Raw genomic sequence first — 24114 nt, forward strand, 5'->3', positions numbered from 1 at the left:
TCGGGGATGCGTTGGGTGGGGTGGTTTTTTCTGATCCGGTGATTCCGGTGGTGTCGTCGGTGGAGCTGGGAATGGACATGGCGACGGTGGACTACTGGGTTTCTCAGGTGCGTCGGCCGGTGCGTTTTGCCGATGCGGTGCGGTCCGTGGCTGATGGCGGGAATACGCGGTTCGTCGAGATTGGTCCTGGTAGGTCGTTGAGTGCTGCGGTTGCTCAGACGGCGCCTGAGGTCCTGGTGGTGCCCAGTGTGCGTGGTGATGTTGCGGAAGAAGAAGCAGTGGTGCGGGCCGCCGCGGAGCTACATGTGTCCGGTGTGGACATCGACTGGACCGCACTCCTGCCCGAGGCCGAACCGGTCGATCTGCCCACCCAGGCCTTCGACCGTTCCCGCTACTGGCCCCGTCCGGGCAACCTCACCGACGTGGCCGGGCTCGGCCAGAACGCCACGAACCACCCGCTGCTCGGCGCCGCGGTCGGCCTCGCCGGCGGCGGGGTCGCGCTGACCGGCCGGCTCTGCCTGCGGACTCAGCCCTGGCTGGCCGACCATGCGGTTCGCGGCTCGGTGGTCTTCCCCGCGGCCGGGTTCGTCGAACTCGCGTTGTGCGCGGCGGAACAGGTCGGTTGTGACCACCTCGTGGAGTTGACCCTGCCCACCCCGTTGCCGCTGGACCAGCATTCCCGGGTCGCGGTGCAGGTCCTCGTCGGTCCGCCCGACGCGGATGGCGCCAGGGAGGTGGGGGTCCATTCCCGCCCCGCCGATACCCCGGCCGCCGACTGGACCCAGCACGCCGTCGGTCTGCTGGCTCCCGGCGCGCCGCCGCCTCCGCCGGCGCCACCGCAGTGGCCGCCGGACGGTGCCGTCGAGGTGGAGCTGGGCGACTTCTACACCGACCTGGCCGCCGGCGGCTCGGTGTACGGCCCGGTGTTCCAGGGGCTGCGGTCGGCCTGGCGGCGCGGCGACGAGCATTTCGCCGAGGTGGAGCTGCCCGGATCGGCCCGCGACGACGGAGCCGGTTACGGCATCCATCCAGCACTGTTGGACTCCGTGGTGCAGGCCGCCGCTTTCGTCGACGGCGAGTCCGGCCGGGGGCTGCTCCCCTTTTCCTGGACCGGGGTTGGGCTGCGGGCCGCCGGCGCGACCGTGCTCCGGGTGCGCTGGGCTCCGAACGCGGAGGGCGTCGAACTCGCCGCCTGGGATCCGCGGGGTACGCCGGTGTTCTCCACCGCGGCGCTGGTGCTGCGCGCCGCCTCGGCCCGACCGGCCGTCCGCTCCGACGGCCTGCTGCGACTGGAATGGACGCCCGTCGACGTGCCGACCCAGCCGGCCGCGCCGGTCGACGCCTGGGTCTGTCTCGGTGACGATCCTGCGGTCCCGGCTGAGGCCGAGCGCGTTCGGGACCTGCCGGCCCTGTTGTCGCGGGACACCGCGCCGCCGGTGGTGGTCGTCCCCGTCTCGGGTGGCGGGGACGGTGACCCGGCCACCGTGCGTGCGACCACCACCGGTGTGCTGGAGCTGGTGCACCGGATGCTCGCCGACGACCGGTTCGCCGGGACCGGCGTGCTGGTGCTCACTCGGGGCGTCGCCCAGGACGCCGGAACCGACCTGGCCGCCGCCGCGGTATGGGGCCTGGTCCGCTCCGTCCAGGCCGAGCACCCCGGACGGTTCGTGCTGGTCGACCTGGCTCCCGGGGCGCGGCTGCCGGCCGAGCTGCCTGCCGGCGAGCCCCAGCTGCTGATCCGCGACGACACGGTGCTCGTCGCCCGGCTGGCCCCACTCCATCCTGTTGAGGACGGCGCCACCCCGTGGGATTCCGAGGGCGCGGTGCTGGTGACCGGCGGCGTCGGCGGGCTCGGCGGGCTGCTCGCCCGCCGGCTGGTCGAGCGCGGCCAGCGCCGGCTGGTGCTGGCCGGCCGGCGCGGTCCCGATGCTCCTGGCGCGACGGAGCTGGCCGCGGACCTGACCGAACGGGGCGCCGAGGTGTCGGTGGTGTCCTGTGACGTCGCCGACCGGGACGCGGTGCGCGCCCTGGTCGGATCGATCACCGGGCTCACCGCGGTGGTGCACGCGGCCGGGGTGCTCGACGACGGCTTGGTCGACACGCTGACCTCGGACCGGCTGGACGCGGTACTGGCCCCCAAGGCCGACGGGGCCTGGCATCTACACGAGGCCACCCGCGACCTGCCGCTGGCCGCGTTCGTGCTGTTCTCCTCCCTCGCCGGCGCGATGGGCAGCCCCGGCCAGGCCAACTACGCCGCCGCCAACGCCTACCTGGACGCGCTCGCCGCCCACCGGCGCGCGGTCGGCCTGCCCGCGGTGTCGATCGGCTGGGGGCCCTGGGCGGACCTCGGTATGAACACCGACCGCCGGGCCGGCGGGCCCGGCCTCGCGTTGATCGACCCCGACCAGGGGATGACCATGTTCGACGCGGCCATGGCCGCCGACTGTCCGCACGTGCTGGCGTTGCGCACCACTGCGAACCCGGATCAGGCCGGTGAACTGCCGCCGCTGTTCCATGGGCTGTTCCCGCCGCGACGCCGGGCCGCGGCCGCCGACCCGGCCGCCGACCCGGCCGATCTGCTGGCGCGGCTGTCCGCCCGTCCGGCGGACGAGCGTGAGCAGGTGTTGCGCGAACTTGTCGTCGGGCATGTCGCCGCCGTGCTCGGGCACCCCGACCGGACCGCGGTCGAACCCGACCGCGAGTTCCTGGACATGGGGTTCGACTCGCTGCTCGCCGTGCGGCTGCGCAACGCCGTGGCCGACGCGGCCGGGCTGCGCCTGACCACCACCGTGGTCTTCGACCACCCGACCCCGGTCCGGCTGGCCCGTTGGCTACACGGCCAACTCGCCGACCGGATCGGCGAGCAGGACTACGGCGAGCAGGCCGCCGTCGCCCACGAAAGCGGTGACTCGGTGGGCCGGATGTTCGTCGAGGCGGTCCGGGAGGGCAAGCCGGTGCAGGCGCTGGCGATGCTCAAGGCCGTAGCCGCGCTGCGCCCCACCTTCGACAATCCGGCCGAGCTGCCCGAACTGCCGGCCGCGAGGGTACTGGCCGAGGGGACCGCCGAGCCGACCCTGATCTGTATCAGCTCGCCGGTCTTCGATGGCGGAGTGCACCAGTACGTCAACATCGCCAACCACTTCCGGGGGAGCCGGCGGGTGCTCGCCCTGCCGCTACCCGGGTTCGGTCCGGGGGAGAGTCTGCCGGCCACGGCCGAGGTCGCCATCCGGGTCGTCGCCGAGAGCGTGCTGGAGGCCGGAGACGGCGGTCCGTTCGTCCTGGTCGGACACTCCAGCGCCGGGGTGATCGCCGCCGCGGTGGCCGGCCTGCTGGAACGCGACTGGGGTGTCCGGACGCAGGGTGTGGCGATGCTGGACACGCTGAGCCTGCGCCACTCCGTCGGGGAACGCACCGACTACGTCGGCATGGTCGAGCAGGCCATGGACCACTCCGACGACCACGAGGGGATGAACGACAGCACCCGGCTGCTGGCCATGGCGCTGTGGCTCAACCGGCTCTCGACCATGGTGCTCCACCCCACCAGCGCGCCCAAGTTGCTGCTGCGTTGCGGCACGGACGGCGAGCTGCCACCCGAGCAGCGCGAGCTGGTCGGACCGGGGGACCTCGTGCGCCCGTTGGAGGCCGACCACTACTCGCTGGCCAAGCAGGACGCGGACAAGACCGCCGCCGCGCTGGAGTCCTGGATGGTCCAGACCCTGACCGAGCCGGCTCTGAGCACGAGCGACCAGAACTAGGGATTCATCGAGAATTGCTGCGTCAGCCTGGAAACCAACTGACCGAACGGGGTTCGTCGATGACCAGCACTGACCAGGACATCGTGCCGTTCCCGCTGCGTGAACCGGGAGCGCCCTTTCCGCCGCCGGTCTACGACGGGTTTCGTGGCCGGACCGGGTTGACCCGCACCCAGCTGCCCAGTGGACAGCCGGTGTGGCTGGTGACCCGGCACGCCGACGTGCGCGCCGTGCTGACCGACCCGAGGATCAGCGCCAACCCGGCCAACCCCGGCTTCCCGAAGGTGGGGCCGACCGGTGGTGTGCCGACCCAGGACGAGATTCCCGGCTGGTTCGTCGGCCTGGACCCTCCTGAGCACGACAGGTTCCGCCGGGTGCTCATCCCGGAGTTCTCCGTCCGCCGCATCCGAGCCTGGCAGCCGGTGATCGAGTCCGTGGTGACCGACTGCGTGGACGAGTTGCTGGCCAGGGACGGTTCGGCCGACCTGGTCGCGGACTTCGCGCTGCCGGTGCCCTCCCGGATCATCGCCACCATCCTGGGTGTGCCCCAGTCCGACCGGGACTTCTTCGAGTCCAGGACCCAGATCCTGGTCAACCTCGCGGCCAGCACCGAGGGCCAGCGGACCGAGGCGGTCCGGCAGCTGCGTCGGCACATCGGGCGGTTGGTCGCGGCGAAGCGCAAGTGGCCGGCCGATGACCTGGTCAGCCGAATACTGGCCACCGAGGTGCTCAGTGCCGAGGAGCTGACCGGCGTTGCCATGCTGTTGCTGATCGCCGGACATGAGACCACTGCGAACAACATCGCGCTCGGCGTGATGACGCTGGTGGAGAATCCGGAGTGGATCGGCGACGAGCGGGTGATCGAGGAGCTGATCCGGTACCACTCGGTGGCCGACCTCGTGGCCATGCGCACCGCGGTCGACGATGTGGAGATCGGCGGCCAGCTCGTGCGGGCCGGCGAGGGGATCATGCCGCTGATCGCGGCGGCCAACCACGACGAGACGGTCTTCGGCTGTCCACGTGAGTTCGATCCGGGGCGCTCGGCCCGCGGCCACGTGGGCTTCGGCTACGGCGTGCACCAGTGCCTGGGGCAGAACCTGGTGCGTGCCGAGATGGCCTGTGTCTACCGGACCCTGTTCCAGCGGGCCCCCACCCTGCGGCTGGCCACCTCGGTCGCCGACCTGCCGTTCAAACACGACGGGACGCTGTTCGGCCTGCACGCGCTGCCGGTCGCCTGGTGACCGGCAGCCCCGTCGAGGAGGCGATATCACGATGACCACATCCACCGGAACCGAAACCGGCGCCGAGTCCCTGGCCGGTGTACTGCTCGCCGCCGACGAGCCCTTCGCGCACCGGGCCTGCCCGCATCTCGCGCCCCCGCGCGACCCGTCCCCGGTTCGTCGGGTGCGCACTCCGGCCGGTGACCAGGCGTGGCTGGTGACAGGGCATGCCGAGGTGCGTGAACTGCTCCGTGACGAGCGGATCGGCCGGTCCCATCCGGACCCGGGCAACCGAGCACGGTATGCCGGCAATCCCGGCTACGACCAGGTCACCAGTGACCAGCACCAGGTGGCCGACGCCCTGCACCAGGGCTTACGCGACGCGCTCAAACCGCAGTTCGCCGCGCGGCGGATGCAACAGATGCGGCCTGGGGTGGAGGCGGTGGCGGCCGAGCTGATCGACCAGCTGGTTGCCGCCGGCCCGCCGGCCGACCTGCACGCCGACTTTTCCGCGCCGCTGGTGCTCACCGCCATCGCCGACGTGCTGGGCGCTCCCGAGGCCGAACGGGCGCGGTGCGTAGAGGTGATGAGCCGAGGTGTCGCGGGAGAGGTCGCGCCGCTGCTCGGTTATGTCGGTGAACTGTCGGCTGCCAAGCGGGCGAATCCGGACGACTCGCTGATCTCCCGACTGTGCGCGACCGGAGCCCCGGACGAGCAGATCGGCCAGATCGCCATGGTGCTCCAGTTCGCCGGCTTCGGTGCCACGGTCAAGCAGATCGACTACGGACTGCTGTTGCTGGCCCGTCACGAGGCCGACCGAGAGCTGCTGCGCCGCGAACCGACTCGGCTGGTCTGGGCGATGGAGGAGATGCTCCGGGTCGCCGGGAGCCTGAGCTTGCCCCGCTACGCCCGCGCCGACATCGAGATCGCCGGTGAGACCATCCGGGCCGACGACCTGGTGCTGCTCGACCTCACGCTGGCCAACCTGGATGGACGGTCGTTCGACGAACCGAGCCGGTTCGACATCGGGCGCGCGCCCAACCGGCACCTGACCTTCGGCCACGGGGTATGGACCTGTCTCGGCGCACCACTGGCCAGAATGCTGCTGACCACCGCCTTCGGCGCGATCCTGGACCGGCTGCCCGGTCTGCGTCCCACGCTGGACGCCGAGTTGGCCACCGGCGACGGGGCCGCACTGTCCGGCGGGCTGCCCGAGCGCATCGACGTGAGCTGGTGACCGCCCGGCGGGGCTGACCGGCGATCGGCAAAACCATTGCGGCATCGGCGAATCCGACCTCGGCGGCCGGAGCACGTCCGGGCCCGGACGCCGGAACCCTAGGGGAAAACGCAGTTTGCCCTTCGTACGTTCGAGATCAGGCGACGACGAGAACGAGGTGGGTCGAGTGCGTGCTGGTCCTCGCGAGTGTCTGGAGGGTGTGCGAGACGCGGTCGCCACGGTGCTGGGCGTCGAACCGGACTCGGTGGCGGTGCACGTCCCGCTGCGCGAACTGGGGATCGACTCCGTCGGCCTGACCCGGCTGACCGCCGCGATCGGCGAGCGGTTGGACGCGGAGGTTCCGTCCTGGGCGGTGTGGCAGTGCCCCACGGTCGCCACGCTGGCAGAGTTCCTGTCCGACGGATCGCCCCGGGCCCCGGCCGGACGGGCATCCCGATCGGCGAACCCCGCGACCGAACCGGTGGCGATCGTCGGGATGGGCTGCCGACTGCCTGGTGGGATCGACTCGCCCGAGCGACTGTGGGCGGCGCTGCGGTCCGAAGTGGACGCTGTGGGGACGGTGCCGGCGGACCGCTGGAACGCCGGGGAGTGGTACGACCCCGATCAGAGCGCACCGGGCAAGACCACCACCGACCGTGGCGGATTCCTCGACGACATCACGGGATTCGATGCCGCTTTCTTCCGCGTTTCCCCGGCCGAGGCGGAACGGATGGACCCACAGCAGCGGATCGCGCTGGAGGTGGTGTGGGCGGCGCTGGAGGACGCCCGGATCGTCCCGGCCGCACTCTCCGGCACCCGCACCGGCGTGTTTTTCGGCACGATGTGGCAGGAGTACCACCTGGCCACCGGGGCAGATCCGGCCGGTATCGGACCACATTCGGCTGTCGGCTGGGATACCTCGATCGTGCCGTCCCGGATCGCCTACGTTCTGGGACTGCAGGGACCGGTGCTCTCGGTCGGCTCGGCGTGCAGCTCCTCGCTCGGCGCGGTGCACCTGGCCGCGCACAGCCTGCGGCGGGGCGAGTCGGACATCGCGCTCGCCGGCGGGGTCAGCCTGATGCTGCATCCGCACACCACCGTGGCGATGACCAAGTTCGGTGGGCTCAATCCCGACGGCCAGTGCCGCGCCTTCGACGCCGACGCCGCCGGGTACGTGCGCAGCGAGGGGTGCGGCGTGGTGGTGCTGCGCCGGTTGTCCGACGCGCTGCGCGACGGCGACCGGATCTACGCGGTGTTGCGCGGCAGCGCGGTCAACAACGACGGCGCGTCCAACGGGCTCACCGCGCCGAATCCGCGTGCCCAGGTGGACGTGTTGCGCACGGCCTGGGCCGAGGCCGGCGTCCGGACCGACCAGGTGTCCTATGTGGAGGCCCACGGCACCGGAACTCCGCTGGGCGACCTGATCGAGGCTTCGGCGCTGGGCGAGGTGTTCGGTCCCGGCCGGACCGAGCCGCTGCGGATCGGCTCGGCCAAGACCAACTTCGGGCACCTGGAGCCGGCCGCGGGAGTGCTGGGTGTGCTCAAGACCGCCCTCGCGCTGCACCACGGCGAGCTGCCGGCCAGCCTGCACTTCGACCGACCGAACCCCGAGATCGACTTCGTCGGACAGAAGCTGGCCGTGGTGACCGAGCGGCAGAGCTGGCCGGTCGGTCCGCGCTACGCGGGGGTGAGCGCCTTCGGTTTCGGCGGCACCAACGTGCACGTCGCCCTTGAACAGGCCCCACACCGCCGTCGGCGGCTGCTCGCCGTCGCCGCGGACACCGAGCCTGCCCTGCGCGCACGACTCGCCGCGGTCAGCACCGCCGGCGACATCCCGATGTCACCCGGGCCCGGCCACCACCGAGCCGTGGCATGGCTGGACGGGTGTGGTGACCCGGCCGCCACCGCCCGGGTGGCACAGGTCGGCGACCGGCCGAAGGTGGTGTTCTGCTTCTCCGGCCACGGTGCGCAGTGGCTCGGCATGGGGGCCGGCCTGCTCGCCGAACCCGTCTTCCGGGCCGCGATCGAGGACGTGGACCGCGCGCTGGCCCCGGTGACCGGCTGGTCGGTGCTCGACGAGCTGCTCGCCCCCCGGCTTGACCGGGCCGATGTGGTGCAGCCGGCCCTGTTCGCCGTGCAGGTGGCGTTGACCCGGCTGCTGGCCGCCTGGGGGGTGAGCCCGGACGTGGTGTTCGGGCAGAGCGTCGGCGAGGTCGCCGCCGCCGTCGCCACTGGCGCGCTCTTCCTGGACCAGGGTGCCGAGCTGATCGGTCGTTGGTCCCGCCTGGTGGCCGAGCGCGCCTCCGGGAGCGGTTCGATGATCGTCTGCGACTTGCCGGCGGCAGCGGCCGACCGGATATCGCGCGGTCGGTTGAGCATCGCCGCCGCGGTCGCCGAGGACTGGACCTGCCTGTCCGGTTCGACCGGCGCGCTCGTCGAGGTGGAACGGGATCTGGCACAGGCCGGGGCGACGGTACGCCGGGTGGCCATCGACTACCCGGCGCACAGCACCGAGCTGGCGGCCATCACCCCGGACCTGGTCGCCGAGCTGGCCGGCCTGCGCGCCGGGCAGGGCACCATCCCGTTCCTGTCCACGGTCACCGGAGGTCCGCTGCCGGGTACCCGGCTCGACGCCGGGTACTGGGCGCGCAACACCTGCCAGCCGATGCGCCTGACCGAGGTGGCCGCCGCGCTGCCGGCGGATGCCCAGGTGGTGGAGATCGGCCCGCACCCGGTGCTGGCCCAGCCGATGCGCAGGCTGCTCGCGCCGGGCTCGAGGGTCCTGGCGGCCTGCCACCGGGACGTCCCTGCCCGACAGACCGTGGAGGACCTGCTCGCCGAACTGTGGCTGTCCGGAGTGGAGGTGGACTGGGCCGCCGCGACCGGCGTTCCCGCTCCGACCGTCGAGCCGGTCCCGCTGACCGTCTCTTCGGCGACCAGGACCGGGCTGCGCGCCCAGGCCGCTGCCATGCGTGAGCATCTCGCGGCCCATCCCGAGCAGTCGCTGGCGGAGGTCGGCCACTCGCTGGTCGCGACCCGGTCGATGTTCGACCACCGCGCGGTGGTCCTCGCCGCCGATCGCGACCAGGCGACATCCGGGCTGGACGCGCTCGCGGCCGGTGTGCCGCACCCCGGGTTGGTCACCGCCGCCACCGAACCGGTGCGCGACACCGCCGGTCCGGTGCTGGTCTTCCCCGGGCAGGGCTCGCAGTGGACCGGTATGGCCCGCGAGCTGCTCGCCGACTCGCCGGTCTTCGCCGCTCGGTTCGCCGAGTGCGCCGCCGCCCTCGACGAGTTCGTCGAGTGGTCGCTGATCGACGTGCTCGCCGACGAGGCCGCGCTGGCTCGTGCCGACGTGGTGCAGCCGGCGCTGTGGGCGGTGATGGTGTCGCTGGCGCGGCTCTGGGAGGCGCACGGCCTGCGCCCGACCGCGGTCGTCGGCCATTCCCAGGGCGAGATCGCGGCTGCCTGTGTCGGTGGCGCACTGTCGCTGCGCGACGCCGCCCGGGTGGTGGCCTCGCGTGCCCGGGTCATCGCCGACACGTTGTCCGGTTCCGGTGGCATGGTGTCGGTCGCGCTGCCCCGCGACGAGGCCGCCGAACGAGCCGGCGGCTGGGACCGGCGGCTGTCGGTCGCCGCCGAGCTCGGTCCGCGGTCCACCGTTCTTGCTGGTCCGGATGACGCGCTGGAGGGCTTGATGACGCGCTGCGCCGAGGCCGCGGTGGTCGCCCGTCGCGTGGCCATCGACTACCCGTCGCATTCCCCGGGGGTCGACCCCGCCCGCGCCGAGGTCCTCGCCGCCCTGACCGGGGTCGAGCCGCAGCCGGCCGAACTGACCCACGTGTCCACTGTGACCGGCAAGCCGCTGGCGGGAGTCGAGCTGGACGCCGACTACTGGTACCGCAACCTGCGCGAACCGGTCGAGCTGCGGGCGGTGGTAGACCTGCTGCTCGACCGCGGCCACCGGGTCTTCGTCGAGGCCAGCCCGCACCCGGTGCTCAGCCCGGGCATCGAGGAGACGGCCGCCGCGCGTGGCCTGGACGTGGTGGCGGTCGCCAGCGTGCGGCGTGGCGACGGTGGACTGAGCCGGTTCCTCACCTCGGTCACCGAGGCGCATGTGCGCGGCGTGGATCTGGACTGGGCGCTGGTCCTGTCCAGCGCCGGCCCGGTGGACCTGCCCACCTATCAGTTCCAGCGCCGTGATTACTGGCCGCGCGTGGACCGGAGGTCGGGCGCGGCCGATCCGGCCGACGCCGAGTTCTGGGGCGCCGTCGAGCGAGGTGACCTCGGCGCACTGCGCGACACCCTGAACCTGCCCGCAGACGCCACGTTGGCCGACCTGCTGCCGGCGCTGGCCAGGTGGCGGCGCGAGCGGATCCAGCCCGAGGTTCCCGAGCCGGCACCCGAACCGGCACCGGCCGCGCTGGTCGAGCTGCTCGCCGGCCAGCCTCCGGCCCGGCGTCTCGAACTCGTCACCGACGTCGTGCTGCGCAACGCCGCGGCCGTCCTGGGCTACCGCGGGGATGAGCCCGCCGCGCCCGAGCGGGCCTTCCGCGAACTGGGATTCGACTCGGTTTCCGGGTTGGACCTGCGTAACCGCCTCGCCGCCGAGCTCGGCCTGGCACTGCCGCCGACGCTGGTCTACGACCAGCCCACTCCGGCCGCGCTCGCCGGTCACCTGCTGGCCGAACTGGACCTCGACTCTTCCGCCCCGGACCCCGACACCGCCGTCTCCGCCAGTATCGCCGACGCCGCCGACGACGAACTGTTCGACCTCATCGACTCCCTCACCAGCCGGAGGACGAGTTGACCAGCACCGAACAGAAGCTCCGTGAGTACCTCAAGCGGGTAACCGCGGAGCTGAACCTGGCGCACGAAGAGCTGCGGCTGGGCGCCGAGTCCCGCCGGGCGACCGGCACGGACCCGGTCGCCATCGTGTCGATGAGCTGCCGGCTGCCCGGCGGGGCCGGGTCACCCGAGCAGTTCTGGCAGTTGCTCGCCAACCGCGTGGACGCCATCGGCCCGCTGCCCACCGACCGGGGCTGGGACCTGGACTCCCTGTACCACCCCGACCCGGACCGGCCCGGCACCGCCTACGTACGGGAGGGCGGATTCCTCGACGGCATCACCGAGTTCGACGCGGAGTTCTTCGGCATCTCCCCACGCGAGGCGCTGGCCATGGACCCCCAGCAGCGTCTGGTGCTGGAGGAGTCCTGGACCACCCTGGAGCGAGCCAGGATCGATCCGACCACGCTGCGTGGTACCGACACCGGTGTCTACCTCGGTACCAACGGTCTGGACTACGCGGCGGTCGTCGAGGGTGTGGACGGGACCGAGGGGCATACCCTCACCGGCTGCGCCGCGAGCGTGCTCGCCGGCAGGGTGTCCTACCTGTTCGGTCTGGAGGGTCCGGCGGTGACCGTGGACACCGCGTGTTCCTCCTCGCTGGTCGCCCTGCACAGCGCGACCCGCGCGCTGCGTGCCGGCGAGTGCTCGCTGGCGCTGGCCGGCGGGATCAACCTGATGTCGACCCCGCAGCTGCTGCTGGAGTTCAGCCGGCAGCGCGGGCTCTCGGTCGGCGCCCGATCCCGGGCCTTCGCCGAGTCCGCCGACGGGATGGCGATGGCCGAGGGCGTCGGGGTCCTGCTGCTGGAGCGGCTGTCCGACGCGCGCCGACTCGGCCACCCCGTGCTGGCGGTGGTGCGTGGCAGCGCGATCAACTCCGACGGCGCGTCCAACGGGCTCACCGCCCCCAGTGGTCACGCCCAGCGGCGGGTGATCCGCGCCGCGCTGGCCGACGCCGACCTCACGCCGGCCGACGTGGCCGCCGTGGAGGCACACGGCACCGGCACCCCGCTGGGTGATCCGATCGAGGCGCAGGCGCTGCTGGCGACCTACGGCCAGGACCGGGACGAGCCCCTGCTGCTCGGTTCGGCCAAGTCGAACATCGGGCACACCCAGGCCGCCGCCGGCGTGACGGCGGTGATCAAGGCCGTGCAAGCGCTGACGCACCACGAGTTGCCGGCGACCCTGCACGTGGACGCGCCGTCCTCGCGGGTGGACTGGTCGGCCGGCCGGGTCCGGCTGCTCACCGAGCCGGCGCCGCTGCCCGCCACCGGCACACCGCACCGGATCGGGGTGTCCGCGTTCGGCATGAGCGGCACCAACGCGCACCTGATAGTCGAGCAGGCGCCCCCGGCCGGCCCGGTGATCGCCCCGGAGACTCCCGCCGTGACCGGACCGTTCGCCTGGCCGTTGTCCGCGCGCACTCCGGAGGCGTTGCGCGCGCAGGCCACCCGGCTCGGCGAGGTCGCGGCGCGGCTGTGCCCGGCCGACGTGGGGCTGTCCCTGGCCGACACTCGCTCGGCGTTCGACCATCGTGCGGTGGTGGTCGGCTCGGATCTCACCGAGTTGACCGGCGGTCTCGCCGCGGTGGCCGCGGACGAGCAGGCGCTCGGGGTGGAGACCGGTGTCGCCGGCCGGATCGGCGGCGTGGTCTTCGTCTTTCCCGGCCAGGGCTCGGAGTGGGTCGGCATGACCCGCGGGCTGGCGGCGTCCTCGCCGGCGTTCGCCGAGTCGGTCGCGGCCTGCTCGGCCGCCCTGGAGCCGTATCTGGACTGGTCGGTGGCCGACGTGCTGGCCGACGACGACCCCGACGCCCTCTCGGCGGTGGAGACGGTGCAGCCGGTGCTGTGGACGGTGATGGTGTCGCTGGCCGCGGCCTGGCGGGAGCTGGGCGTCGAGCCGGCCGCGGTGATCGGCCACTCCCAGGGCGAGGTGGCGGCCGCGGTGGTCGCAGGCGGACTGTCCCTGGCTGACGGGGCCATGGTGGTGGCCCGGCGCAGCCAGCTTGTCTCCCGCCAGATGCCACCCGGTCGGATGGCCTCCGTCCTGGCCCCGGTCGCCGAGGTCGAGCGGCGGCTGGCCGACCTCGGCGGTGCGGTTTCGGTCGCCGGGGTGAACGCGCCGGCCGCGGTCACCGTGGCCGGGTCGGCCGAACAGGTGGAGCGGCTGGTCGCCGAGTACTCCGCGGCCGGCGTACGGGCCAAGCTGGTGCCGATCGACCGGGCCAGCCACTGTGACCACGTCGACGTCCTGTCCGAGTCGCTGGTCACGGCACTGGGGTCGATCCGCCCGGTCAGCGGTACCGTGCCGTTCTTCTCTTCGGTCACCGGCGGCCCGCTGGACACCGCCGAACTGGACGCCGGCTACTGGTACCGCAACATGCGCCGGCGGGTGGACTTCCGGCGCGCGGTCGAGGCGCTGGTCGCCGAAGGGCGGCGCTGCTTCGTCGAGGTCAGCCCGCACACCATGCTGGTCGGCGCGATCGAGGACACGCTGGCCGCGGCCGGCGTACCGGGCCTGGTCACCGGGACACTGCGCCGCGACGACGGCGGCCGGGACCGGCTGCTCGCTTCGGCGGCGCGGCTGTGGACCCATGGTGTGGACGTCGACTGGGCCGGGCAGCTCGCCGGTGCCACCGTGGTCGACCTGCCCACGTACCCGTTCCAGCGGCGTGGTCACTGGCCTCCGCGTCACGCCAGGCCCAGGGACCTCGGTGGCCTCGGCCTGACCGCCGTCGGGCATCCCCTGCTGGCCGGCTCGGTCGAGCTGGCCGACGGGGCCGGGGTGTTGCTCACCGGGCTGCTCTCTGCCGATTCCCAGCCCTGGTTGGCCGACCATCGGTACCGCGGCCGGACAGTGTTTCCCGGAACCGGGTTCGTGGAGCTGGCGCTGCGCGCCGGCGACGAGGTCGGCTGCGGCGCGCTGGCCGAGCTGACCTTCACGGCCGCGCTCACCCTGCCCGAGCGCGGCGGCGTGCGCGTCCAGGTCCGGGTGGCGGCCCCCGATGACGCCGCCGGAGACGGCCGGCGGGAGGTGTCCGTGCACTCCCGGCCGGATCGCGATCCCGACGCCCGATGGACCGAGCACGCCGTGGGCGTGCTGGTCCCGACCGTGGACACCGCTGTGGATACCGACTTCGCCCAGGAGTGGCCGCCGCCCGGCGCCACGGCGATCGATCTCGCCGGTGCCTACGATGCGCTCGCCGCCGACGGCTACGACTACGGCCCGGCGCTGCGCGGGATGCGGGCGGCGTGGCGACGAGGCGAGGAGGTGTTCGCCGAGGCGGTCTTGCCCGAGGACGTCCCGGACGCCGGGTCCTACGGACTGCACCCGGCGCTGCTCGACGCCGCGATGCACGCGGTCCTGGTCGCCGGTTTCGACCTGCCGCCCGGCGCCACGCCCTTCTCCTGGGAGCGGGTCGCCCTGCACGCCACCGGCGCGCGCACGCTGCGCGCCCGGCTGCGCGTCGTGGACACCGCCGGCGAAACACTCGCGGTGTCACTGGCCGCCGCCGACACCGCCGGAAAGCCGGTCGTGTCGGCCGCGGCTGTGTCCCACCACGCCGCGGCCGACCCGCCGGACGCCCCCGCCGCCGGCCCGGACGGCCTCTACACGGTGGACTGGGTCCCGGTCGCCGGTCAGGGTCGTGACGCCGGAGAGGTCGGGGTGCTGGGCGCAGCGCTGGCCGGGTGTGGCCACCGGCGCGCCTCGAACCTCGCCGAGCTGGCCGCCGACCCGCCGGAGGTGGTGCTCGCCCCGGTCACCGGTGCCGGCGAGGTCGTCGCCGCCACCCACGAGCTGGTCGCCCAGGTGCTGGCCCTGCTCCGCGAGTGGTTGGCCGAGGATCGGTTCGCCGGAGCCCGGCTGTGGGTGGTCACCCGCGACGCCGTCACCGGCGGCGACCTCGCCGCGGCGGCGGTCTGGGGCATGGTGCGCACCGCGATCTCCGAACACCCGGGCAGGTTCGGTCTGCTGGATCTGGTCGCCGATGAGGATCTGCCGACCGCGCTGCCGCACGTGCTGGGCGGAGCCGAGCCGGAACTGCTCGTACGGGACGGGCGGACGCTCACCGCCCGGCTGGTCCCCGACCCAGCCACTCTGGCCCTTCCGATCGGCCACCGGGACTGGCGGGTGGACGTGGTGCGCCCCGGCTCGGTGGACGGCCTCGGGCTGGTCGAGGCGAATCCGCCGGCGCTGGCCGGGCGGCAGGTGCGGGTCGCGGTCGCCGCCACCGGGCTGAACTTCCTCGACGTGCTCGGTGCGCTCGGATACCGCGAGGTCCAGGAGGCCGCCGCGGGGCACCACGGCACGTCGGGCGGTATCGGTGTCGAGGTCGCCGGGGAGGTGGTCGAGACCGGTCCGGAGGTGACCGGCCTCGCGGTCGGCGACCGGGTGATGGCCCTGGCCGCCAACGGCTTCGGACCGACCACGGTGGTGGACGAGCGCCGGGCGGCCCCGGTTCCGCCGAGCTGGCCGACGGTCGTCGCGGCCGGCGTACCCTCGGCGTTCCTCTCCGCCCACTACGCCCTGGTGCGTCTCGCCGGACTGGCCGAGGGCGATCGGGTGCTGGTGCACGCCGGAGCCGGTGGCGTGGGGATGGCCGCGATCCAGCTCGCCACGGCGCTGGGAGCGGAGGTGTTCGCCACGGCCGGCGAGGGCAAGTGGGACGTGCTGCGCGCGCTGGGCGTGGCCGAGGACCACATCGCCTCCTCACGCGACCTGGACTTCGAACACTCCTTCCTGGCCGCCACCGATGGACGCCCGCTGGACGTGGTGCTGAACTCGCTCACCGGGGAGTTCGTCGACGCCTCACTGCGGCTGCTCGGCCCCGGCGGACGGTTCGTCGAGCTGGGCAAGAACGACGTCCGCACGGTCGAGACACCCGGCGTGGTCTACCGGACCTTCGACCTGACCCAGGTGACTCCGGACCGGGTCCAGGAGATGTTCGCCGAGCTGCGCCCGCTGTTCGAGCGTGGCGCGCTCACCCCGTTGCCGACCCGGACCTGGAGCGTCCGGCAGGCCACCGCGGCGTTCCGGCACATGAGCCAGGCCAGACACACCGGCAAGATCGTGCTGACCGTTCCGCGCGGCTGGGACCGGGACCGGACCGTGCTGCTCACCGGCGGCACCGGCGGACTCGGCCGGGAGCTGGCCCGGCATCTGGCTCGCCAGGGCTTTCGGAGCCTGGCGCTGGTCAGCCGCCGCGGCCCGGCCGCCGAGGGCGCCGCCGAGTTGGTCACCGAGCTGGCCGCGCTGGGCTGCCGGGCCGAGGTGCTGGCCTGCGACACCGCCGAGCCGACCATGGTGCGGGCGCTGGTCGCCGGCCTCGCCGACCGTGGCGGGCTCACCGCGGTCGTGCACGCCGCCGGGGTGCTCGACGACGGCACGCTGGAGACACTGACCGCCGAGCAGCTGGAGACCACGTTGCGGCCCAAGGTGGACGCGGCGTGGAACCTGCACGAGGCCACCGCCGACCTCGACCTGGACGGCTTCGTCGTGTACTCCTCGGTGGCCGGCGTGCTCGGCATCGCCGGGCAGGCCAACTACGCGGCCTCGAACGCCTTTCTCGACGCGCTGTGCGTCCATCGCCGGGCCGCCGGTCTCCCGGCCGTGGCGCTGGCCTGGGGTCTGTGGGAGCAGTCCACCGGGATGACCGGCGAGATGTCCGATGTGGACCGCGCCCGCATTCAGCGGCAGGGCCAGCGCCGCCTGCCGCTGGAGCGTGGCCTGGCGCTGTTCGACCTCGCGGTCGGCACCGACGCCGCGCTGACCGTGGTGATGCTGGTGGACCAGGCCGCGTTGCGGGCCCGCGAGGACCTGCCGGCGATCCTGCGCGGGATCTGCCCGACCGCCGGCCGTCGGGTCGCCGCCGAGGTCGTCGGGTCGTCCGGCGGCCTGGCCGGGCGGCTGGCCGGGCTGGACCGCGCCGGTCGCCGGGATGTGCTGTCGGCCGAGGTGCGTCGGCAGGTGGCGGTGGTGCTCGGGTTCGCCGACCCGGACGCTGTCGACTCCGACCGTCCCTTCCGTGACTTGGGGGTGGACTCGCTGACTGCGGTGGAGCTGCGCACCAAGCTGGGCGCCGCGGTGGGCCGCCCGCTGCCCGCCACCCTCGTGTTCGACCACCCGACCGGCTCGGCCGTCGTCGAGCATCTGCTCGACCTGGTGGACGCCGACCACGAACCGGCGGCGTCGACGACGCTGCCCGACGCGGTTACCCGGCTGGAGGCGGCGCTGGCCCGGCCGACCACGGCCGAGGACCGTGGCGAGACGCTGCGCCGGCTGGAGGATCTCGCCGCACGGCTGCGCCGGGACGCCGAGCGGGAGCCCGCCGGCCCGTCGGAGGAGGACATCAACACGGTGTCCGTGACCGACCTGTTCCAACTGATCGACGACAACTTCTCCACACAGGACTGACGGGGTGGTGGCTGAAATGCGCGAGGACTCGGACCAGGTCGTTGACTACCTTCGCCGGGTCACCGTGGACCTGCGCCGGGCGCGGGCGCAGGTGCGGGAGCTGGAGGAGCGGCGCGGTGAGCCGATCGCCGTGATCGGAATGGGCTGCCGGTTCCCCGGCGGGGTCGGCACGCCGGAGGACCTGTGGCGGCTGGTGACCGAGGGGCGCGACGTGGTGTCCCCGTTCCCCGCGGACCGCGGCTGGGGGCCCGTCGAGCCGGGCGTCGGCGGCTTCCTGACCGGGGCGGCCGACTTCGACCCGGCCTTCTTCGGCATGTCGCCTCGCGAGGCGATGTCCGCCGACGCCCAGCACCGCCTGTTGCTCGAGGTGTCCTGGGAGGCGCTGGAGAGCGCCAGGATGGACCCGACGTCGCTGCGCGGCAGCCGGACCGCGGTGTTCACCGGGGTCGTCTACAGCGACTACGGCGCCTTGCTCGACCCGGAGGACTTCCGCGGCTACCAAGGCATGGGCAGCCGTCCCGGCATCGCGTCCGGGCGAGTGGCCTACCACCTCGGCCTGGAGGGTCCGGCGGTGTCGGTGGACACCGCCTGTTCGTCCTCGCTGGTCGCGCTCCACCTGGCGGCCCGCGCGCTGCGCGACGGCGAGTGCTCGCTGGCGTTGGCCGGCGGTGCCACTGTGCTGTCCAACGCCGACCAGTTCGCCGAGTTCGCCGAGCACGGCGGTCTGGCCGCCGACGGCCGGTGCAAGGCGTTCGCCGCCGAGGCCGACGGAGTCGGCTGGGCCGAAGGGGCCGGCGTGGTGGTGTTGGAGAGGCTGTCCGACGCGCTGGCCAACGGTCACCAGGTGCTGGCCGTGCTGCGCGGCTCGGCGATCAACTCCGACGGTGCGTCCAACGGCATGACCGCCCCCAGCGGGCCTGCCCAGCAGCGGGTCATCCAGGCTGCGCTGGCCGACGCCCGGCTGTTACCCGTGGACGTGGACGTCCTCGAGGCGCACGGCACCGGAACCCGGCTCGGCGACCCGATCGAGGCGCAGGCCGTGCTGCGAGCCTATGGCCAGGACCGCGAGCGGCCCCTGTTGCTCGGCTCGGTCAAGTCGAACCTCGGGCACACGCTCGGCGCAGCCGGTGTCGCCGGTGTGATCAAGATGGTGCTGGCGCTGCGCCACGGCGTGGCGCCCCGGTCGCTGCACGCGGGGAATCCGTCCCCGCACGTGGACTGGGAGGCCGGGGCGGTGGAGCTGCTCGCCGCCGAGCGGGAGTGGCCCGATGCCGGTCGGCCGCGTCGGGCCGGGGTGTCCTCGTTCGGGATCAGCGGCACCAACGCCCACGTCGTGCTGGAGCAGGCCCCGGCCCAGGAGCCGGCAGGGCCGGCCACCGGCACGCCCGGGATCGCTGCCGTGCCGCTCTCGGCGCGGACCCCGTCCGCCTTGCGCGGCCAGGCCGCTCGGCTGCTCGATCATCCGGCCTTGGACGCCCCGCACGACGTCGGGTTCTCGCTGGCCACCACCCGGGCCGCGCTGGAGCAGCGCGCCGTCCTGCTCACCGAGGACCCGGCCGCGCTGCGCCGCGGGTTGACCGCGCTGGCCCAGGACGAGTCCGATCCCGCCGTCGTGCGTGGCGCCGTGGTCGCCGGAAAGACCGCGTTCGTGTTCTCCGGGCAGGGCGCGCAACGGCTGGGTATGGGGCGACAGCTGCATGATCGGTTCCCGGTGTTCGCCGAGGCGTTCGACGCGGCGTTGGCGGAGCTGGGGGAACTGGGGGAGGAGGTCCGGTCGGTCGTCTGGGGCGCGGACCCGGATCGGCTGACCGACACCGGGTTGGCGCAACCGGCGGTGTTCGCTCTTCAGGTGGCGTTGTTCCGGCTGCTGGAATCCTGGGAAGCGCGTCCGGACCTGCTGGTGGGTCATTCGGTGGGCGAGATAGCCGCCGCGCACGTGGCCGGGATGCTGTCGCTGCCCGACGCCTGCCGGCTGGTCTCGGTACGGGCGAGGCTGATGCGGGAGCTGCCGGACGGTGGCGTGATGCTCGCGGTGCGGGCGGCCGAGGACGAGGTCGCGCCGCTGTTGCCGGACGGCGTGTCGGTGGCCGCGGTGAACGCCCCCGGCTCGGTGGTGGTCTCCGGTGAGCTGGCCGCGGTGGCCGCGGTGGCCGAGCGTTTCCAGGACAGCTCGGTCGAGTTGTCCTGGCTGCGGACCAGTCACGCCTTCCACTCGCCGCTGATGGAGCCGATGCTCGCCGAGTTCGACGCCGAGCTGGCCGGGATCTCTTTTGCCGAGCCGAAAATTCCTATTGTGTCCACTGTGGATCGAGAGCTCTCGATGGGCACGGCCGAGTACTGGACGCGCCAGGTGCGGGAGCCGGTGCGCTTCGCCGACGCGGTGCGCGCGCTGCGCGCCGCGGGCGTGCGCCGCGTGCTGGAGCTGGGACCCGACGGCACCTTGTGCTCGGCCGTCGGTGACACCGAGCCGGAACTGGCCGCGACGCCTGTCCTGCGCGAGGGGGTCGCCGAGGAGACCACCGCCGCACGCGCCCTGGCCGCGCTGTACGTCACCGGGGCTCCGGTGGACTGGGCGGCGTTCTACGCCGACCGGGGCGCGTCCGTGGTGGACCTGCCGCTCTACCCGTTCGAGCACCAACGGTTCTGGCCGGCGACGACGGCCCGGCGCGGCGACGCGGCCGGACTCGGCCTGGAGGCGGCCGGGCACCCGCTTCTGGGCGCGTTGGCGACCATGGCGGACTCCAACGGCGTGCTGTTCACCGGCCTGTTGTCGGTGGCCACCCAGCCATGGCTGGCCGACCACGTGGTGGACGGCGAGGTGCTCGTCGCCGGGACCGTGCTGTTGGAGCTGGCGATCCGGGCGGCCGACGAGGTCGGGTGCGACCGGGTCGCCGAGTTGACCCTGCTCGCGCCATTGGCACTGCCGGACACCGGTGGGGTTCGGCTGCACGTCTGGGTCGGCGGCGAGCAGGCGGGCGGCTCCCGGCCGGTCGCGGTCTACTCCCGCCCGGCTGACGTCCCGGACTTGGAATGGACCACCCACGCCACCGGGCAGCTCGACCGGGAGCACGGCCCCGCCGCGCCGACGCTGGACCAGTGGCCACCATCCGGTGCCGCCGAGCTGGACGTGACCGACTTCTACCGGCGCGCCGCCGAGCCGGGCTTCGACTACGGCCCGATCTTCCGGGGCCTTCGCGCGGCCTGGTGGCGCGACGGGGAGCTGTTCGCCGAGGTCGAGTTGCCCGAACAGGTCCGGGACGCCGCGGCCTACGGCCTGCATCCGGCGTTGTTGGACGCCGCGATGCACGCCGTGCCGTTCGTCGACCCGGCACGAGACGGCCGACGCAGGCTGCTGTTCGGCTGGACCGACGTCGCGCTGCACGCCAGCGGCGCGACGGCGTTGCGGGTGCGGATCACCCCGGACGGCGAGAGCGGATTCGCCCTCGCGGTCGCCGACACCGCCGGGGTCCCGGTACTCACCGCCTCCTCGGTGGCCATGCGCACCGCCGACCAGGCCACCACCGGCGCCGGCCCGGTCGACGCCTTGTTCGCCGTGCGATGGGTTCCGGCGCCCGCCGCGACCGGCCCCGCTCCGGTGGTCCTCTCCTGGGACGGCGTGGCGGCCGTGCCCGACCCTGTCCCGGAAGTGCTGCTGGTGGACGTAGCCGGCGGGACCGAGCCCGACACTGTGCACGCCAGGACCGGCCAGGTGTTGGGCCTGGTGCGGGACTGGCTGGCCGACGAGCGCTTCGCCGGCGCCCGGCTGGTGTTCCGCATTCCCGACGGGCCGGATCTCGCCGCCGCCGCGGTCGGCGGCCTGGTCCGCTCGGCCGCGGCCGAGCACCCCGGCCGGTTCGGTCTGCTGGTGGCCGACTCTGCCGACGATGGTGACGCCGTCGAACTGGCTCGACCGCACCTGCTCGGTGACGAGCCGCGGCTCGCCGTGCGGGAGCGTCGAGTGCTGGTCGCCCGGCTGCGCCGTTCCCCCGCGCCGACCGGAGGCAGGGCCTGGGACCGGCAGGGGACCGTCCTGATCACCGGTGGCGTCGGCGGATTGGGCCGTGAGCTGGCCCGGCGCCTGGCCGGCCAGGGTTTCCGGTCGCTGGTGCTGGCCAGCCGCCGGGGCCCCGACGCCCCGGGCGCGGCCGAGCTGATCGCCGAGCTGGCCGCCGTGGGGACGGAACTGCGGATGGTGGCCCGCGACCTGACCGACCCGGCGGCGACGCGCGCGCTGGTTGCCGAGGCCGGCGCCGACCGCCCGCTGACCGCGCTCGTGCACACCGCCGCCGTCGTGGACGACGGCGTGGTGCAGTCACTGACCACCGAACGGCTTGCCGCCGTGCTGGCCCCCAAGGTGGACGCCGTCTGGAACTTGCACGAGGCCGTCGCCGGACAGGATCTCGCCGGGTTCGTGCTGTTCTCCTCGGCCGCCGGCGTCCACGGTTCGCCGGGCCAGGCCAACTACGCCGCCGCCAATGCCTTCCTGGACACCTTCGCCGAGCGCCGCGCCGCCGCCGGGTTGCCCGGCCTGTCACTGGCCTGGGGCGCCTGGGAGACCGGGCTGACCGACGAGTTGTCCGATGTGGACTGGAAGCGTGCGGCGAGGGACGGGTTCCGGCCGATGCCGGTGGACGAGGGCATGGCGCTGTTCGACCGCGTCACGGCCGGTGCGGGCGCGCTGCTGGTATCGCCGCTGGACCTGACCGCGCTCCGCGCCCACCCCGCGCCGCCGCCGTTGCTGCGCGAGCTGGCCGGGGTGCGCCGCCGGGTCGCGGCCGGTGGCGCCGACGTGGTCGACGACCTGACCCATCGGCTGCTGGCCCTGCCCGCGCCGGAGCGACTCGCGCTGCTGGAGCGACTGGTGCTCGCCAGGGTGGCGGCGGTGCTCGGACACGCCGACCCGACCGCGGTGGACCGGGACCGTCCGTTCCGCGATCTCGGGTTCGACTCGCTGATGGCCGTCGAACTACGCAACGAGCTGACCACGGCCACCGGACTGCGACTGCCGACCGCCCTGGTGTTCGACTTCCCGACGACCACCGCCGCCGCCGAGCACCTGCTCACCGAACTACTCGGCTCCGACGACGAGCGCGTCCCGGACCTTCCTCTCGCCCCGCGCGAGGACGACCCGATCGTCGTGGTCGGCATGGGTTGCCGGTTCCCGGGTGGGGTGCGTTCGCCGGAGGACCTGTGGCGGCTGGTCACCGAGGGTGTGGACGCGGTCGGTGAGTTCCCCGCCGACCGTGGCTGGGACGTGGCCGCGTTGCGCGAGCCGGCCCGTCGTGGCGGTTTTCTGTATGACGCGGGTGATTTCGATGCGGGGTTCTTCGGGATGTCGCCGCGGGAGGCGATGGCGACGGATGCGCAGCAGCGGTTGTTGCTGGAGGTGTCGTGGGAGGCGTTGGAGCGGTCTGGGGTTGATCCGCGGTCGTTGCGTGGGAGTCGGACCGGTGTGTTCGCCGGTGTCATGTACAGCGACTACTCGCCCTCGGCCCGCAGTTCGACGGGCACAAGGGCACCGGCAGCGCGCCCAGTGTGGTGTCCGGCCGGGTGGCTTACAGCTTGGGGTTGGAGGGTCCGGCGGTGAGTGTGGACACCGCGTGTTCGTCGTCGTTGGTGTCGTTGCATCTGGCTGTGCGGGCGTTGCGGTCGGGTGAGTGTTCGCTGGCGTTGGTCGGCGGGGTCACCGTCATGGCCAACCCCAGTTCGTTCGTCGAGTTCGCCAAGCAGGGCGGGCTGTCCTCCGACGGCCGCTGCCGGTCCTATGCCGAGCAGGCCGACGGCGTCGGCTGGTCCGAGGGCGTCGGTGTCGTCGTGGTGGAGCGGTTGTCGGATGCGGTGGCCAATGGGCATGAGGTGTTGGCGGTGGTGCGGGGTTCGGCGGTGAATTCGGATGGTGCGTCGAACGGGTTGACCGCGCCGAACGGGCCGTCCCAGCAGCGGGTGATCCGGGCCGCGTTGGCCGACGCCGGTGTGGCCCCGTCCGAGGTGGAGGTGGTGGAGGGACACGGGACCGGGACGCTGCTCGGCGACTCCATCGAGGCCGAGGCTCTGCTGGCGACCTACGGGCAGGGACGGGACGAGCCGTTGTTGCTGGGGTCGGTGAAGTCGAACCTGGGGCACACCCAGGCCGCTGCCGGAGTCGCCGGAGTGATCAAGATGATCCTGGCCTTCCAGCACGGCACCGCGCCCCGCTCCCTGTACGCAGGCGCGCCGTCCTCTCGAGTGGACTGGTCGGCCGGGTCGGTGGAATTGCTGGCCGCCGAGCGGGATTGGCACGAGACCGACCACCCGCGTCGGGCCGGGGTGTCCTCGTTCGGGATCAGCGGTACCAACGCCCACGTCATTCTCGAACAGGCTCCGACTCCGGGGCCTGCCCCGGAGGCCGCTCCGACGGTGACGCCGGCGGTGGTGCCCTGGCCGGTCTCGGCCCGGTCCGCGGCGGCGCTGCGGGATCAGACCGCGGCCCTTCTGTCTGATGTGGATGGTCGGTCTGCTGTGGATGTGGGTTGGTCGTTGGTGTGTTCGCGTTCGTTGTTTGAGCATCGTTCGGTGTTGTTGGGTGGGGTTGAGGTTGCTCGTGGTGTGGCGGGTGGGGGTGGGGTGTGTTTTGTGTTTTCTGGTCAGGGGAGTCAGTGGTTGGGGATGGGTCGGGGGTTGGCGGGGC

7 protein-coding genes are annotated in these 24114 nt (G+C 73.3%); all 7 read left to right on the plus strand.

Annotated elements, in window-relative coordinates:
• The first annotated feature begins 281 nt into the window (after positions 1-281).
• Positions 282-3755 (plus strand): SDR family NAD(P)-dependent oxidoreductase, encoded by a 3474-nt coding sequence (locus tag CFN78_RS28070; protein ID WP_165777734.1) that lies wholly within the window; start codon positions 282-284, stop codon positions 3753-3755.
• Between the two features lie 59 nt (positions 3756-3814).
• A complete protein-coding gene (locus tag CFN78_RS28075; RefSeq protein ID WP_094866339.1) occupies positions 3815-4993 on the plus strand; it encodes a cytochrome P450 in 1179 nt (392 codons plus the stop codon).
• A 31-nt stretch (positions 4994-5024) separates the two neighbouring features.
• Positions 5025-6209, plus strand: a complete 1185-nt coding sequence (locus CFN78_RS28080; protein WP_094866340.1) for a cytochrome P450 — start codon at positions 5025-5027, stop codon at positions 6207-6209.
• Between the two features lie 166 nt (positions 6210-6375).
• Positions 6376-10998 (plus strand): type I polyketide synthase, encoded by a 4623-nt coding sequence (locus CFN78_RS28085; protein ID WP_133116502.1) that lies wholly within the window; start codon positions 6376-6378, stop codon positions 10996-10998.
• Positions 10995-17447, plus strand: coding sequence for a type I polyketide synthase (locus CFN78_RS28090; RefSeq protein WP_094866342.1), 6453 nt, complete (start codon positions 10995-10997; stop codon positions 17445-17447). The genes CFN78_RS28085 and CFN78_RS28090 overlap by 4 nt, the downstream gene beginning before the upstream one ends.
• 16 nt (positions 17448-17463) lie before the next feature.
• Entirely contained in the window at positions 17464-23034 is a 5571-nt protein-coding gene (locus CFN78_RS30015) for a type I polyketide synthase (RefSeq protein WP_094866343.1), read from the plus strand.
• Positions 22998-24114, plus strand: a 1117-nt coding sequence (locus tag CFN78_RS30020; RefSeq protein ID WP_276307385.1) for a beta-ketoacyl synthase N-terminal-like domain-containing protein, incomplete at its 3' end; no start/stop codon positions are given. The genes CFN78_RS30015 and CFN78_RS30020, both read left to right, overlap by 37 nt.

The organism is Amycolatopsis antarctica (genome assembly GCF_002262875.1).
Lineage (GTDB): Bacteria > Actinomycetota > Actinomycetes > Mycobacteriales > Pseudonocardiaceae > Amycolatopsis > Amycolatopsis antarctica.